The organism is Aliiroseovarius sp. ABM4_368 (assembly GCF_056161205.1).
In genome coordinates, this window is sequence record NZ_JBSWYR010000001.1 from 504,631 (window position 1) to 519,414 (window position 14,784).

Below are 14,784 nucleotides of genomic sequence, written 5' to 3' on the forward strand. Positions count from 1 at the left end.
AGACAATGACCCAGCAGGACACATTCTTCATCCTCGCCCCGGTCGCCGAAGACCGGGCGGATGAGCTTTTGTCTTTGCTGGAGAGCATGACCATCAAGCCCGGTTTCGCTGATCCGAATAACTCGTTTGTGCCCTTTGGCCAGTTTGACCGCCTGCACGTGGCCCGCTTCTTTCTGGTCGAAGCCAACACGTGGCGTGATATCGAGGTCTACGGCCAAACGCCCGAGCCTTTCCCGCTGCAGCTTGCCTTTCTTGGCGATGTCGATGGGGATCGACAGTCGTTTCTTAAGGATTTGGTGCAGCGCTGTTCTGATGGCTTGTTACAGATTTTCAGCCATTGCGAAGGGTTTTCGCAAGGCACCGACCTTCAGCGCTGGATGAACGATCACAATGTCGCCGAGGCCGCCAATTATGTGAACATGCGCGGGCGTACGGTGCGTCAGGTGCAGGAAGAGGACGCACTTGCTGCCGCGTTGCGTGGTGAGTTGGCTTCTGTGGTTCAGGCGCATGGGGCAGCGGATGTTCTTGGCCTGCATGAGCATCTGGTCGAGTTCGTGGACCGTCAGAAAGCCAATGGCGTGCTTCAACTGACCCCACCGGCGCGCGTGGGGCTGGGGCAGCGGATCTGGAACTGGATCGACCTTATCCACCTGCCGCTTTTACTTTTGCTGCTATCTCCGGTTTTGCTTCTGATCCTTCCGGTTTTCCTTTTTATCCTGCGCAGGCACGAACGCTCGGATCCCGAAATTCTGCCGCGTCCCGACGATGCCCACATCAAGGGTTTGGGCCGGTACGAGGATCACGACGTCACCAACCCGTTCTCGGCCTTTGGCGATGTTAAGCCCGGCCTGTTCAGGCGTGTGGTCACGACCGTTGCGCTCTATCTGCTGAACTACTCGGCGCGACATATCTTTGGGCGTGGCTATCTGACCCGTGTGCAGACCATCCATTTTGCCCGCTGGGTGTTCGTCGACAACAAGCGCCGCGTGATGTTTTGCAGCAATTACGACGGGGCGTTGGAAAGCTATATGGATGATTTCGTGAACAAGGTCGCGTGGGGGCTGAACCTCGTATTTTCCAACGGGGTAGGTTATCCGGCGACCCGGTTTCTGATCAAAGGTGGGGCCGAGCAAGAAGCGAAGTTCAAGCGATATCTGCGCAATCGCCAGCTGCCAACGCAGGTTTGGTATAAGGCCTATCCCGGCCTGACCGCGCGCGATCTGGCGCGCAATGGTGAAATCCGCAAAGGCCTTGAGACGCGCCCGAATGGCGCGAAGGCCCTGCGCAATTGGGTGTCAAAGATATGACCCAGCCGCCCGACATCCCCGCCGATCCCGTCGCCTTCGATGACATGCAAGGGTTGGTCCGTTTCGGACATGGCACTTTGGTCGAAGCCGAGTTTATCCTGTGCACCGTCAAAGACCCCGTCATGGCACGTGAATGGCTTCAAGGTGCGCCTGTCACATCCGCAGTAACCTTGGACAGCCCCCCACAAACCGCGTTGCAGATCGCCTTCACCGCAGCCGGGTTTCGGGCGTTTGGCCTGCCGGACGAGACGCTGTCGGGCTTTGCACAGCCGTTTTTGGCGGGCATGGCAGGCGAAGACAGCCGGTCGCGGCGGCTTGGCGATACGGGGGCGAACGCGCCTGATGTGTGGGATTGGGATGGGGCCGAGGCGCATGTTTTGGTCATGCTTTATGCCCGCAAAAACGGTCTTATGGGGTGGAAGGCCGAAGTGCTGACAGCCACGTTCAATGCCGCCTTCATGCAGGTCCAGACCTTTCCCACACGGCCCAGCGATGGGCTTGAACCCTTCGGATTTCGCGATGGCATTTCCGAGCCGAAAGTCGATTGGCAGAACGCCCATCCGCCCTCGAAACATGGGCGCGAGGATTACAGCAATTTTATCTCCCCCGGCGAGGTCATATTGGGGCATCGCAACGAATATAACGAACGCTCTGCCGCGCCGATTGTGGATGTGCCTGAACATCTCGATTTGGGGCTCAACGGCTCTTATCTGGTGTTTCGGCAGCTGGCGCAGGACGTGCCCGCGTTCTGGCAGTATGTCGATGCCGAGGCCAACGGCGATCCCGCGCAGCGCGAGGCGCTGGCGGCCAAGATGGTCGGGCGTAAGCGCGATGGCACGCCGCTTATTCACGGCAGGCGCGATATCGAGGGATCGCCGCGCCGCAATAACTTTACGTACGAGGATGACACCAACGGTGTCACCTGTCCGCTGGGCGCGCATATTCGCCGCGCCAATCCGCGCACGGGCGACCATCCGCACCAGCTTGAGGGGCGCATCGGTTGGCTTCTCAGTACTTTGGGGTTTAGGCGACGGCGTGACAAACTGCCGGGACGGCATGATCTTGTTGCCTCGACCCGGTTTCACCGACTGGTGCGGCGTGGGCGGGTCTATGGGCCAGAGATCACGCCCGAGGACGCCCTGTCAGGCAAGGGCGCATCAGACGCGCGCGGGCTGTTGTTCATATGCCTCTGCGCCGATCTGGTCAGGCAGTTCGAGTTCGTCCAGAACGCGTGGATCGCGTCGCCGACCTTCAACGGACTGACCGGCGAGGCCGACCCGTTGCTTGGCGGGCGCACCCCCGTCTGTGGCGTTCCCAGCGACGGGTTTTCAGTGCAACGCGCGGACGGGATCGAGGATCGCCACACCTCGCTTCCTCGGTTTGTGACAGTGAAAGGCGGGGGCTATTTCTTCCTGCCTGGACTGCGCGCGCTTCGCTTCATCGCCAATCATGGCAGTTCGGAGGTTTGAATGCGTAAGATCCTGATCCCGATACGTCGCCTTATTCATTGGGCCACACAGGCCGGATTGCATTTTGAAAGACGGTTGGAGCCGTTTTTTCGCCGACGCTTGAACGGGCTTGTCCGCCAGCCCATTGCGCGATTGATCCAGCGGCTAAAGAACCGAAAGCGCGAAGATCTTGGGCTGAAACTGGCGGAAGAGAAGATTTTCGACTGGGAAGAAGAAGCGCTGCAAAACATCATTGATGAGATGCGCGCGCAGATGAACCTGCATTTCCAACCCGGCGCGTACGAGCGGGGCGGAAACACAAAGACGCACGGGCTGGTCAAGGCGACCTTCACCGTGCTTCCTGATCTTCCCGAACATCTGCGCCACGGGGTCTTCGCCACGCAGCGCGACTATCCAGCCTATATCCGCTTTGCGGGCCCCGGACCGGATGTACCCGAAGACATTCGTGACGTCGGTTTTGGATCAATGTCCGTTAAGCTGATGGATGTGCCCGGATCAAAGTTGATGAAGGAAGAACGCTTCACACAGGACTGGCCTGCTGTCGTCACCCCAACCTTTGTCACGCCCGATGTTCGCGAGAACGCGAAGCTGCAATACTGGAGCACCATTGACGAGCCGCTTTGGTATTTCCTCAACCCGTTCGACAGCCATATTCTTGATTTCCTGATGCAGGGTCTGTGGAACGAAACGCAATACAACCCGTTAGGGCAGCGCTATTACAGTTGCGTGCCGTATCTGCTGGGGGAAGGGCAGGCGATGCTCTATTCCTATGTGCCGCGCAGCGAGGTTCATATGGATATTCCCGGCGTGCCCTTTGGCCGGGTGCCGCCAAATTATCTGCGCGACAACATGGCCAAGACCCTGCGTGATGCGCCGGTCGAATTTGACATGGTTGTGCAGGTGCAGACCGATCCCCACCTGATGCCGATCGAGGATGCCTCGGTCCTGTGGCCCGAGGCCTTGTCGCCTTGGATCCCCGTCGCTCGTATCCACATTCCCATGCAGGATTTCGAACGCCCCGCCCAAATGGCCTTTGGGCGCAATATGCGGATCAACCCATGGCATTCCCTTCCCGAACACCGCCCCCTTGGCAACCAAAGCCGCGCGCGGCGACGGATGTATCAGGAACTGGCGGCGTTCCGGCAGCATATGAACCGGGCCGACCATATCGAGCCGACCGGGGATGAGGTCTTTGACTGAACGCGCCTATGTGGCCCCGGCCTTTCGCGTTGGATGTTCCGGCTGTGCAGTTACCCTGAGCTAGGGGGGCACAACATATGGTAGATTTTTGCGTGTTTTCAAATTGTTCTTCAAAGATGTTGCATTGCGAATACTCACGTGTTTCACTGTTTGCGCAGCCCGGAGCAGTGACGCCAATTGGTCGATACATCTGGGAAATCAGCCGCGAGGGCTGGTGACTGGCCGTGAAACCGAAGATCCGCGGCCCTTCAAGTCAAAAAAGATCTGGATAGGGAACCCCCCAACAATGAAGAAAACTGTAAAAAGCGCCCTTGGTGTATTTGGTGCCGTGTTTGCGTTTAGCCAAGGCGCGGCAGCAGAGGAATGTGGCGATGTCACCATCGCCGAAATGAACTGGGCCTCGGCCGAGTTGATGGCCAATGTTGACAAGATTATCTTGGAAGAGGGCTATGGCTGCGATGTCGAACTGATCCCCGGCGCCACGCAAACCACCTTTGCCTCGATGAACGAAAAGGGCCAACCGGATGTTGCGCCCGAACTTTGGATCAACGCGGTTCAGGCCCTTCTGAATCCCGCCAAGGAAGAGGGCCGCCTGGTCGCCCTGAATGATGACGTGATCCAAGGTGTAGGCGAAGGATTCTTCGTGACCCCGGCTTTCGTCAAAAACCACCCCGAGCTGGACACCGTCGAAAAGCTGCTGGCCCACCCGGAACTGTTCCCGGATGCTGAAGACCCCTCGAAAGGTGCTATGATGGGCTGCCCGTCGGGTTGGGGCTGTCAGTTGGCCATGAACAACCTGTTCAAAGCCTTCGACATGGAAGCCAAAGGCTGGACGCTGGTTGATCCGGGCTCGGCCGCTGGTCTGGACGGCGCAATTGCAAAGGCCGCCGAGCGGGATGAAAACTGGATCGGCTATTACTGGTCGCCCACCGCTGTGATCGGCCGCTATAAGCTGGTGCAACTGCCCACAGAAGCCGAATTCCAGGGGCAAGAACACTGGGACAACTGCATCGTTCAAGAAGAATGTGCTGATCCCAAAATGACCAGCTATATCGCGTCGGCAGTTGAGACCGTTGTGACCAAAGACTTCATGGACAACGCCAGCGCTGCTTCGGAATACTTCAAGGCGCGCACCTTCCCCAGCGACGCCATGAACGGCATGCTAGTCTTCATGAACGAAAAGCAGGCCGGTGGCGAAGACGCAGCCTATGAGTTCCTTGAGCAGCATATGGATATCTGGACGGCTTGGGTGCCTGCAGATGTTGCCGAGAAGGTTAAAGGCGCGCTCTGATCCGCTTGATGTAAAAACAAAAAAGGGCTCGCGCAGGTCGCGGGCCCTTTGCGCAAGGACAGGGTAAAACAGGGGGAAACCATGGATTGGTTTTTTGAATTCCCAGAGATGAAGCGCCGGGATCTGGCCGATCTCAAGACCTTCATCGACGACGGGTTTCGGGATTTTTCGCGGGCATACGGAGAGTTGCTGGAAGCATTCTTCTATCCGCTTTTGAAGTTTTTGGTGTGGTTCGAGAAGCTGTTGCAAAACTCGCCTTGGCCGCTGGTCATTCTGGCGCTTGCCGCGTTGGCATGGCTGGGATCGCGGTCGTGGAAAATCACCACAGGGGCGGTGATCGCGCTGTTGATCATCGGCTATCTGGGCATGTGGGAAGACACGATGTCGACCCTTGCGATGATCTCGGTTGCGACGCTTTTATGCATCGTGTTGGGTATTCCCGTTGGCATTCTGATGGCGCGCTCCAATCGGGCGCAAGCTGTCATCACGCCCATTCTGGACATCATGCAGACCATTCCGGCTTTCGTGTATCTGATCCCGGTTGTGATGCTTCTGGGCATCGGCAAGGTGCCGGGCCTGATCGCCGTCTGCATCTATGCGCTGCCGCCGATCGTGCGCCTGACCAATCTGGGCATCCGTCTGGTCGACAAGGACGTGATGGAGGCCGCAGAAGCCTTTGGCGCGTCCTATAAGGAAAAGCTTTTCGGGGTACAGATCCCACTGGCGCTTCCCAACATTTTCGCAGGCGTCAACCAAACGATCATGATGGCCCTGTCGATGGTCGTTGTGGCCTCGATGATCGGTGTGAAAGGGCTGGGACAACCGGTTCTGAAAGCGATTACCAACCAATATTTGGCGCTGGGTCTGATGAACGGTCTGGCCATTGTTGTGCTGGCGATCATCTTCGACCGCGTCAGCCAAACCTATGGCAAACGCCTGCAAGCCTATCGGGAGAGCGGACATGGCTGATGATGTAAAGATTTCGATCCGTAATCTGTACAAGATTTTTGGCAAGAATCCGTCGCGCGCCATGCAGCGCGTGCGCGAAGGCCTGTCCAAGGACGATTTGTTGGAGCAAACCGGCCATGTGCTGGGGATCAACGATATCTCGCTAGACATGAAAGCACGGCAAATTCAGGTGGTTATGGGGCTGTCGGGGTCGGGGAAATCCACCCTGATCCGTCACCTGAACCGCCTGATCGAGCCCACGGCGGGCGAGGTCATTGTCGATGGCGAAAACGTTCTGGAAATGAACGAGGACAAGCTGCGCGACCTTAGGCGTTTCAAGATGTCGATGGTATTTCAGAAGTTTGCGCTTCTGCCGCACCGGACCGTTTTGCAAAACGCCGAATACGGGCTGCTGGTGCAGGGCGTGGATGAAAGCGACGCGGCCAAGCGCGCACGTCACTGGTTGGATCGTGTGGGGCTGTCGGGGTACGAAGACTATTTCCCCGGTCAACTGTCCGGCGGGATGCAGCAACGTGTGGGGCTGGCCCGCGCGCTGGCCACTGACGCTGATATCCTGCTGATGGACGAGGCATTTTCTGCCCTCGACCCGCTGATCCGCATGGATATGCAAGGCATCTTGCTGGAACTTCAGGAAGAGCTGCACAAGACCATTGTCTTCATCACCCACGACCTGGACGAGGCTCTGCGCATCGGCGACAACATCGCCATCCTGCGCGACGGGGCGTTGATCCAAGCGGGCGACGGGCAGGACATCGTGCTGCACCCGGCGGATGATTACATCGCGGACTTCACGCGCGAGATCAACCGCGCCAAAGTGGTGCGCTTGCGCGCGCTTCAAAAGCCGTTGAACGGGTCAATTCCAGCGGGTGACGCGCTGGCTGATACCACGGTTCTGGAAGACGCGCTGGAAGCGATTGCCGGGGCCGAGGGTCATCAGGTGCCCGTAAAAGACGCCTCGGGCAAAGTGACCGGTCAGGTTCATCTAGCCGACGCAGTGGCGGCGATGCACGTCTGATCTGTCATATCAAAAACACATATCAAAAACACGAAAGGGCGGCCATTTGAGCCGCCCTTTTTTGTGGGTTGAAGCCTGTTACTTGCCCTTCCAAACCGGATCGCGCTTTTCGGCAAAAGCTCGTGCGCCTTCCAACTGGTCCTCAGACCGATAAAGCTTTTCGACCGTTTCAAACTGGCTTTTGGTGATCTTGTTCAGGGCATCTTGGAATTTCATGTCTTCGGCCTCGCGCACCACTTCCTTGATGGCCGCATAGACCAAGGGCGGGCCTGAGGCGAGCAGATCCGCCATCTCGCGCGCCTTCGCCATCAGATCGCTTGCCGGATAGACATGGTTGATCATCCCCCAACGGGCGGCTTCCTCGGTGTCCAGCCAGCGCCCGGTAAACAGCATCTCCATCGCGATGTGATAGGGGATCCGTTTGGGCAGCTTGATCGAGGCCGCATCCGCCACCGTGCCCGACCGAATTTCCGGCAGGGCGAAGGTTGCGTGGTCTGCGGCCAGAATAATGTCGGCGGACAGCGCCAGCTCTAGCCCGCCGCCGCAGCAAATACCGTTCACTGCGCAGATCACCGGTTTGTTCAGCCCCCGCAGCTCTTGCAGCCCGCCAAAGCCACCGACGCCATAGTCACCATCCACCGCATCGCCCTCTGCCGCTGCTTTCAGGTCCCAACCGGGGCAAAAGAACTTTTCGCCCTCGGCAGTCAGAAGTGCCACGCGCAGGTCGGGATCATCGCGAAAGGCAGTGAAGACATCACCCATGATCCGGCTGGTGGCCAAGTCGATTGCATTGGCTTTAGGCCGGTCAAGCGTGACCTCAAGCACGTGGCCATTGCGGGCTGTGCGGATGGGGCCACTCGATAGGTTTGTAAGGTCGGTCATGTCTTTCCTCCGGTGCGGATCAGGGCGTCAGCCGCCACAGCACCATGTGCCATAACGATCAGCGGGTTCACTTCAATTTCGGCCACGGGATGCGCCGTGACATAGGCTTGCAGGGCGTCAATGGCGTCCAGCACAGCATTCAAATCGACAGGCGGTGCGCCGCGATAGCCTGCCAGAAGTGGGGCGATTTTCAAACGCTCAAGGGCAGCTTTCATGTCGTCGCGCGGGGCAGGGACCATCAGGGCCTGATTGTCCTTCATAATCTCGGTCAGCGTGCCGCCTGCCGCGACGGTCAGAACATAGCCATGGGCTGGGTCATGGGTGATACCGATCAAAAGCTCGGCCAGACCGCCTGTGATCATCTCTTCCACCAGAAAGCCGCTGGCGGGCATGGCGTCGGCTGCAGCCTTTACAGCCTTGCCCGAAGTCAAGTTCAACACCACGGCACCGGCTTCGGTCTTGTGGGCGATGCCTTCGCCTTTCAAAACGACGGGGAATCCAATCTCGGTGGCCGCCTGCGCCGCTGCGTCTGGTGTCGAGGCCCGCGCAGTCCCCGGCACCCGCAGCCCGAAGCCGGCCAGTGCAGTTTTCGCCTCCGCCTCGGTCAGGGTGGCGCCGGTGTCGGATGGGGCCGCGTGCAAAACGGGCACTGGGCAGGGGGCGTTCAGGTTCGCCGCAAGCTCGATCGCGGCCATCGCCTCGGTCATGCCGGAAAACGGCACGATCCCGCGTCTGATCAGATCCGCTGCGACATTCTCCGGCATGGTGTCGGGCAGTGATGCCAAGATCCCCATCGGTCGCTCGGTTGCAGCCATGGCGTTTTCCACCGCTTGGATAACTTTATCCCATTCCGCAGTGTCACAGCGGTCTGCACGAGGGAAGTCCAGAACCACCAGTCCCAATGCCAGATCGCCCTGCATCAATGCGGTGAATGTGGTGCTCATGGCGTTCACGTCGCCCCAGATATATGTATGGTAGTCCAACGGGTTAGCCAGCGCCACTTTCGTTCCCAATACCGCCCGCAATCCAGATTTTTGCATGTCGCCAAGGGGCGGGAATTCAATCGCTCGGTCGTGGCCTGCATCCGCGATCAAGCTGGCCTCTCCTCCCGAGCACGAGGCCGAAGCAATCCGGTTCGATCCAAGCGGCCCGGTGATATGAAGCAACTTCAGCGCCTCAAGTAGGCTTGCCAAATCGTTCGCCTGACCGATGCCAAGGCGCGACAACAGCGCCTGCGCGCCCGCATCGCTGCCGGCCAATGACGCAGTGTGCGAGATCGTCGCCGCCTGCGCCTGTTCGGACTGCCCCACTTTCAGCGCGACAATCGGCTTGCCAAGCATATGGGCATGTTTGGCCAAGGCCTCGAACGCGGTGATGTCACCTATGCCTTCAATATGCAGGCCAAGGGCAGTCACACGCGTGTCATCCAGCAATGCGCGCCCGATTTGGGAAAGATCCGTCTGTGCCTGATTGCCCGCTGTGACCACATAGGCCAAGGGCAGGCCCCGGCGCTGCATGGTCAGATTGATTGCGATGTTCGAGCTTTGGGTGATGATCGCCACGCCTTTGTCACAGCGGGTCGCGCCATGCTGGTCGGGCCAAAGAGCGGCACCGTCCAAAAGGTTCAGAAAACCATAACAGTTGGGGCCGATGATCGGCATGTCGCCAGCGGCATCCAGAAGCGCCTGTTCCAGCGCAGCGCCATCTTCCAACTCGGCGCTGGCTTCACGAAACCCCGACGCAAAGCAGATCGCGCCGCCTGCACCGGCAGCAGACAGCGCTGTGACGGCTTCGATCGTCACGTTGCGGTTAACGCCGATAAAACTGGCGTCGGGGGCTGCGGGCAGGGCTTCGATCGACGGAAAGGCGGGGATCCCGCCGACTTCGGGCTTTGTCGGGTGGACGGGCCAAATGTCGCCCTGAAAGCCGACCTTGCGGCATTGCTCTATGACATTTGCACACCACGTGCCGCCGCCGATCACCGCGATCGAGCGGGGGCGAAAGAGGCGATCAAGGGGTGCCTCTGTCTGCGCCATTTAGCCCTTATCCTGATGTGTGGCAGAGCTGTCGATATGCCCCAAATCCCTGCCAGGATCGATCCGATCACGTACGATCTGCTTCAATACGCGCGCGTCGGGAAAACCGCCATCGCGTTTACGCTCCCAAATCAGATCTCCATCAAGCGTTATTTCGAAAATCCCGCCAATCTCGCCGGGAACAAGCGCCACGCCCCCAAGGTCAGCGCCAAAGCTTTGCAGAAGCTCCTGCGCCATCCAGCCTGCCCGCAACAGCCAGTTGCAGCCGGTGCAATATGTGATTGTGATTTGCGGTTTGATCTTTTGGTCTTGTGTCATGTCTTAAGCTCCTAGTGGCCGGAACAGGTCGCGACTGATGATGTGGCGCTGGATTTCCGAGGTGCCATCCCAGATGCGTTCCACGCGGGCGTCACGCCAGAATCGTTCGATGGGGAAGTCGTCCATCAACCCCATGCCGCCAAAGACCTGCAGGCTGGCATCGGTGACGCGGGCCAGCATTTCCGAGGCATAGAGCTTGGCCGAGGCGATCTCGCGGTTGGCGGGCAGGTTCTGGTCCAGCCGCCATGCGCCCGACAGGGTAAGCCAATCGGCGGCGTCGATTTCCGTGATCATGTCGGCGATCTGGAAACTGACACCTTGAAACTTGGCGATGGGTTGGCCGAATTGCTTGCGTTCGGCGGCGTAGTCGACGGCAAGGTCAAAGCAACGGCGTGCACGCCCCACGCAGAAGGCGGCGACGGTCAGGCGGGTGGCATAAAGCCATTCGTTCATCACCGCGAACCCACCATCAACCTCGCCCAGAACCTGTGCGTCAGGCAGGCGGCAATTGTCGAAATCCAGCACATAGTTTTTATAGCCGCGATGGCTGACGGATTTGTAGCCTTCGCGCACGTCAAAGCCCGGCGTGCCGCGATCCACCAAGAAACAGGTGATACGTTTCTTTGGGCCTTTGGGGGTTTCGTCGACGCCCGTCGCGATGAAAACAATAAAGAAATCAGCGTGCTCCGCGCCAGAGATAAAGTGCTTGGACCCGTTCAAAACCCAATCACCGCCATCCCGCATCGCGCTGGCTTTCATGCCGCGCACGTCCGAGCCAGCATCGGGTTCCGTCATGGCCAGCGCATCCATCTTCTCGCCCCGCACAGCGGGCAGAAGATAGCGTTCGCGCTGCTCACCCTCGCAGGCCATGAGGATATTCTGGGGGCGTCCGAAGAAATGGGTCAGCGCCATGGACCCACGCCCCAGCTCGCGCTCGACCAGAGTGAAATCGAGGTGAGATAGCCCCGCGCCGCCAACCTCTTCCGGGAAGTTGCAGGCGTAGAAACCAAGATCGATACACTTTTGCTTGATCTCCATCCCAAGCTCATGCGGCACCTGTCCGGTGCGCTCGACCTCGGCCTCATGTGGGTAGATTTCATTTTCCACGAAGGACCGCACAGTCGAAACGATCATTTCCTGCTCGTCAGACAATCCAAAATGCATCACGCGTCTCCTTCTGCGTGGAGTTTGGCCAGCGCCTCGACCCGCGCCTGAACGGCAGGGGCAGGTGGGCAGGACTTGCGGGTGTTAAGGTCAACATGCAGCAAAAACTGGTCGCATGTTGCCAGCGTTCCGCCGTCTGATGCGCGCTTCATCTCGTGCCACAGGCGCAGCTTCTTGCCTTCACCAAGGGTGATGCGGCTGTCCACATAGAACGCGTCGCCCGCGTGGCATTCATCCAGATAATTCACGGTGGTTTCTGCGGTGAAATAGCTAAGGCCTGATGCGATATAGCCCGCATCCGCGCCCACATGCACCATAACGCGGTCGGCGGCGTCGGAAAACACCTGCCCATAGCGGCTTTCGTTCATGTGCCCGTTATAGTCGGTCCAATCGATGGGCACGTCGCGGGACATGGTGCGCAGCGGGGCGGCGTCATTCATGCCCGGCACCAAAGCGGCCTCGTGGTCGCGGATGACTTTGCCTGCGCCAGACCCTTGCCCGCGCGCTTTCAAGGCTCGCATCATCGACACCAGATTGTCGTCGCGCAGTCGTTCCAATTCGCGGATCGAGAGGTGACCGGATTGCGCATCGGATTGACCCGCAATCAAGTCGACCAGCTCATCCGTGAACTCGGGCACGTCCATCAGTTTGGTCCATGGCCATTCAAGGGCGGGGCCGAATTGCGCCATAAAGTGTTTCATGCCCGCTTCTCCACCCGCGATGCGATAGGTTTCAAACAGGCCCATCTGCGCCCAGCGAAGGCCAAAACCCATGCGGATCGCCTCGTCGATTTCCTCGGTCGTGGCGACGCCGTCTTTGACCAACCACAGGCTTTCGCGCCAAACGGCTTCCAGCAGGCGGTCGGCGATATGGGCGTCGATTTCCTTGCGCACGATCAGGGGGAACATGCCAATGTCGCGCAGGATTTCGGCAGCGCGGGCGCAGGTGCCAGCGTCTCCGACCAGCTCGATAAGCGGCAGAAGATAGACCGGGTTGAACGGATGCGCGACGACAGCGCGCGCGCCTTTTTCGTTCAGTTCCGAGGGTTTAAAGCCCGATGTTGAGGATCCGATGATGGCTGTGTCGGGGGCGAACTCTGTCAACCCTGCATGCACCTTGTGTTTCAGGTCTAACCGTTCCGGCACGCTTTCCTGCACCCAATCCGCACCCGCGACAGCCACTGCCAGATCGACGTGATAGGTCAGCACCCCTTCGGTTGGCAGCGCTGTATCGTACAAACCGGGCAGAGACCGACGGGCATTGTCCAGAACCTCGCCGATCTTGCGTTCAGCTTTCGGGTCGGGGTCAAACACCGCGACGTCCCAACCGTTCAAAAGGAAGCGCGCGGCCCAGCCGCCGCCGATGACGCCACCGCCGATGATTGCTGCTTTTTGTGTCATGGTGCCAATGTCTCCGTATGGCCGTCGATGGACAGAACCTGTCCCGAGATTTTATTTCCAGCGTCAGAGGCCAGGAAATGAATGCTGTTTGCGATGTCCTGCGCTGTGACCCAGGTCTTCATAGACACGCCCTTTACGTATTGGGCGCGGGTTTCTTCGATGCTGCGACCGGCGGCTGCACTTTCACGCTCTAATACCCGCTCCATCCGGGGTCCTTCTACGGCTCCGGGGCAAATCGCGTTGACGCGGATGCCATGGGGGCCAAGTTCCATCGCCAAGGTCTTGGTCATTCCGATCACCGCCCATTTCGCCGCCGCATAGGGCGCGCGCAAGGGATAGCCAAGGATGCCGGCCGTTGACGACGTCATGGTTATCAGACCATGCCCTTGCGCCTTCATCACGCGCGCGGCCCAACGGCAGGTCAGAAAGGAGCCATGTACATTGGTGGCGATGCAGCGCTGCCAGTCATCATAGTCCAGTGTTTCGACACTGCCCGCGGGACCACCCGTGCCTGCATTGGCGCACACCACATCGACGCCGCCCCAGCGGGTTTCAAGATCAGACAGGAATGCGTGCATCTCTGGTTCTGATGTGACATCTGCCACACCTGCGATGGCATCTGGGTGAGCGCTGGAAAATTCCGCAACAGCTTCGGGGTCCGCGTCGCAGACAGCAACCTGATCACCGTCCGCAATGAAGCGTTCAGCAATGGCGCGTCCGATCCCGGCAGCGCCCGCAGTGACGAGTATCCGGCGGCTCATCTTAGACCGGGGCACGTTTTGTCAGCCCCAGTTTCTCGCGCACCTCAGTAGGGCCAATTACGCGTGCGCCCATGTTTTCGATGATGGTGACCGAGCGTTCAACCAGTTGTGCATTGGTCGCCAGCACGCCTTTCTCGAGCCACAGATTGTCTTCCAGACCGACGCGCACATTGCCGCCCGCCAGCACCGCAGCGGCGACATAGGCCATCTGATCGCGGCCAAGCGAGAAACCCGACCATGTCCAATCGGACGGCACATTGTTCACCATCGCCATGAAGGAGTTCAGGTCATTCGGCGCGCCCCACGGCACGCCCATACACAGCTGAACCAGCGCGGGACTGTCCAAAACGCCTTGTTCCACTAGGGTTTTCGCGTGCCACAGGTGACCGGTATCGAAGGCTTCAATCTCGGGCTTGACGCCAAGCTCGGTCATCATGCGGCCCATGGCTTCCAACATGCCGGGAGTGTTGGTCATGACATAGTCCGCTTCTGCGAAATTCATCGTGCCGCAATCCAGCGTGCAGATCTCGGGCAGGCATTCGGCCACGTGGGCCACGCGTTCCTCGGCCCCGATCATGTCGGTGCCAGCCGCGTTTACAGGGAAGGGCGCGTCGGGAGAGCCAAAGACGATGTCGCCGCCCATCCCGGCGGTCAGGTTCAGCACCACGTCGACCTCGGCGTCGCGGATGCGGTCAGTGACTTCACGATAGAGCTTTAGGTCGCGGGCAGGGGCGCCCGTTTCCGGGTCGCGCACGTGGCAGTGGACAATAGCGGCGCCTGCTTTCGCGGCGTCAATGGCGCTGTCGGCGATCTGTTTAGGGCTGCGCGGCACATGGGGCGAACGATCCTGCGTGCCGCCCGATCCGGTCACGGCGGCGGTGATGAAAACCTCGCGGTTCATTTGAAGCGGCATCCTGGTCCCTCCTGATGCGGAAATTCACATGTTCATCACAGGGGGAATTGACGCTGAGC

At 59.3% G+C, this 14,784-nt stretch carries 13 protein-coding genes; 6 read left to right on the plus strand and 7 right to left on the minus strand.

What is annotated here, in order from left to right; genetic code table 11:
• Positions 1 to 5 precede the first annotated feature (5 nt).
• The 6 genes from ACXAH3_RS02550 (at position 6) to ACXAH3_RS02575 (ending at position 7,251) form a co-directional block, all read left to right on the plus strand.
• Positions 6 to 1,307 carry a hypothetical protein gene (locus ACXAH3_RS02550; RefSeq protein WP_474860498.1) on the plus strand — a complete coding sequence of 434 codons (1,302 nt, stop codon included), beginning with the start codon at positions 6 to 8 and terminating at the stop codon, positions 1,305 to 1,307.
• Positions 1,304 to 2,776: a Dyp-type peroxidase gene (locus tag ACXAH3_RS02555; RefSeq protein ID WP_474860499.1), complete on the plus strand. Its 1,473-nt coding sequence runs from the start codon at positions 1,304 to 1,306 to the stop codon at positions 2,774 to 2,776. The genes ACXAH3_RS02550 and ACXAH3_RS02555 overlap by 4 nt, the downstream gene beginning before the upstream one ends.
• A complete protein-coding gene (locus ACXAH3_RS02560) occupies positions 2,777 to 3,976 on the plus strand; it encodes a catalase family protein (protein ID WP_474860500.1) in 1,200 nt (399 codons plus the stop codon).
• Positions 3,977 to 4,262: 286 nt separating this feature from the next.
• Positions 4,263 to 5,267 (plus strand): glycine betaine ABC transporter substrate-binding protein, encoded by a 1,005-nt coding sequence (locus ACXAH3_RS02565; protein WP_474860501.1) that lies wholly within the window; start codon positions 4,263 to 4,265, stop codon positions 5,265 to 5,267.
• Positions 5,268 to 5,348: 81 nt separating this feature from the next.
• Positions 5,349 to 6,236: an ABC transporter permease gene (locus ACXAH3_RS02570; RefSeq protein WP_474860502.1), complete on the plus strand. Its 888-nt coding sequence runs from the start codon at positions 5,349 to 5,351 to the stop codon at positions 6,234 to 6,236.
• A complete protein-coding gene (locus ACXAH3_RS02575; protein WP_474860503.1) occupies positions 6,229 to 7,251 on the plus strand; it encodes a quaternary amine ABC transporter ATP-binding protein in 1,023 nt (340 codons plus the stop codon). Before ACXAH3_RS02570 ends, ACXAH3_RS02575 begins: the two co-directional genes overlap by 8 nt.
• A gap of 78 nt (positions 7,252 to 7,329) precedes the next feature.
• On the opposite strand, the gene ACXAH3_RS02580 is transcribed toward ACXAH3_RS02575, so the two are convergent.
• From ACXAH3_RS02580 to bcoG, 7 genes are read right to left on the minus strand one after another with little or no spacing between them, the layout of a single operon-like run.
• Positions 7,330 to 8,133, minus strand: coding sequence for a carnitinyl-CoA dehydratase (locus tag ACXAH3_RS02580; protein ID WP_474860504.1), 804 nt, complete (start codon positions 8,131 to 8,133; stop codon positions 7,330 to 7,332).
• Positions 8,130 to 10,169, minus strand: coding sequence for an acetate--CoA ligase family protein (locus ACXAH3_RS02585; RefSeq protein ID WP_474860505.1), 2,040 nt, complete (start codon positions 10,167 to 10,169; stop codon positions 8,130 to 8,132). The genes ACXAH3_RS02580 and ACXAH3_RS02585 overlap by 4 nt, the downstream gene beginning before the upstream one ends.
• Positions 10,170 to 10,487: an Rdx family protein gene (locus tag ACXAH3_RS02590; RefSeq protein ID WP_474860506.1), complete on the minus strand. Its 318-nt coding sequence runs from the start codon at positions 10,485 to 10,487 to the stop codon at positions 10,170 to 10,172.
• A gap of 3 nt (positions 10,488 to 10,490) precedes the next feature.
• Positions 10,491 to 11,651 carry an acyl-CoA dehydrogenase family protein gene (locus ACXAH3_RS02595; RefSeq protein ID WP_474860507.1) on the minus strand — a complete coding sequence of 387 codons (1,161 nt, stop codon included), beginning with the start codon at positions 11,649 to 11,651 and terminating at the stop codon, positions 10,491 to 10,493.
• Positions 11,651 to 13,051 (minus strand): carnitine 3-dehydrogenase, encoded by a 1,401-nt coding sequence (locus tag ACXAH3_RS02600; RefSeq protein ID WP_474860508.1) that lies wholly within the window; start codon positions 13,049 to 13,051, stop codon positions 11,651 to 11,653. Before ACXAH3_RS02600 ends, ACXAH3_RS02595 begins: the two co-directional genes overlap by 1 nt.
• Complete coding sequence (locus tag ACXAH3_RS02605; RefSeq protein WP_474860509.1) at positions 13,048 to 13,812, minus strand: SDR family oxidoreductase; 765 nt, start codon at positions 13,810 to 13,812, stop codon at positions 13,048 to 13,050. Before ACXAH3_RS02605 ends, ACXAH3_RS02600 begins: the two co-directional genes overlap by 4 nt.
• Before the next feature lies 1 nt (position 13,813).
• On the minus strand, positions 13,814 to 14,725 hold the full coding sequence (bcoG, locus tag ACXAH3_RS02610) for a 3-dehydrocarnitine:acetyl-CoA trimethylamine transferase BcoG (RefSeq protein ID WP_474860510.1): 912 nt from the start codon (positions 14,723 to 14,725) through the stop codon (positions 13,814 to 13,816).
• Positions 14,726 to 14,784: the final 59 nt, after the last annotated feature.

Bases quoted from the DNA above. Each gene is read 5' to 3' on its own strand.
- ACXAH3_RS02550 (WP_474860498.1), top strand. From the start codon at position 6: ATGACCCAGCAGGACACATTCTTCATCCTCGCCCCGGTCGCCGAAGAC.
- ACXAH3_RS02555 (WP_474860499.1), top strand. From the start codon at position 1,304: ATGACCCAGCCGCCCGACATCCCCGCCGATCCCGTCGCCTTCGATGAC.
- ACXAH3_RS02560 (WP_474860500.1), top strand. From the start codon at position 2,777: ATGCGTAAGATCCTGATCCCGATACGTCGCCTTATTCATTGGGCCACA.
- ACXAH3_RS02565 (WP_474860501.1), top strand. From the start codon at position 4,263: ATGAAGAAAACTGTAAAAAGCGCCCTTGGTGTATTTGGTGCCGTGTTT.
- ACXAH3_RS02570 (WP_474860502.1), top strand. From the start codon at position 5,349: ATGGATTGGTTTTTTGAATTCCCAGAGATGAAGCGCCGGGATCTGGCC.
- ACXAH3_RS02575 (WP_474860503.1), top strand. From the start codon at position 6,229: ATGGCTGATGATGTAAAGATTTCGATCCGTAATCTGTACAAGATTTTT.
- ACXAH3_RS02580 (WP_474860504.1), bottom strand. From the start codon at position 8,133: ATGACCGACCTTACAAACCTATCGAGTGGCCCCATCCGCACAGCCCGC.
- ACXAH3_RS02585 (WP_474860505.1), bottom strand. From the start codon at position 10,169: ATGGCGCAGACAGAGGCACCCCTTGATCGCCTCTTTCGCCCCCGCTCG.
- ACXAH3_RS02590 (WP_474860506.1), bottom strand. From the start codon at position 10,487: ATGACACAAGACCAAAAGATCAAACCGCAAATCACAATCACATATTGC.
- ACXAH3_RS02595 (WP_474860507.1), bottom strand. From the start codon at position 11,651: ATGCATTTTGGATTGTCTGACGAGCAGGAAATGATCGTTTCGACTGTG.
- ACXAH3_RS02600 (WP_474860508.1), bottom strand. From the start codon at position 13,051: ATGACACAAAAAGCAGCAATCATCGGCGGTGGCGTCATCGGCGGCGGC.
- ACXAH3_RS02605 (WP_474860509.1), bottom strand. From the start codon at position 13,812: ATGAGCCGCCGGATACTCGTCACTGCGGGCGCTGCCGGGATCGGACGC.
- bcoG (WP_474860510.1), bottom strand. From the start codon at position 14,725: ATGCCGCTTCAAATGAACCGCGAGGTTTTCATCACCGCCGCCGTGACC.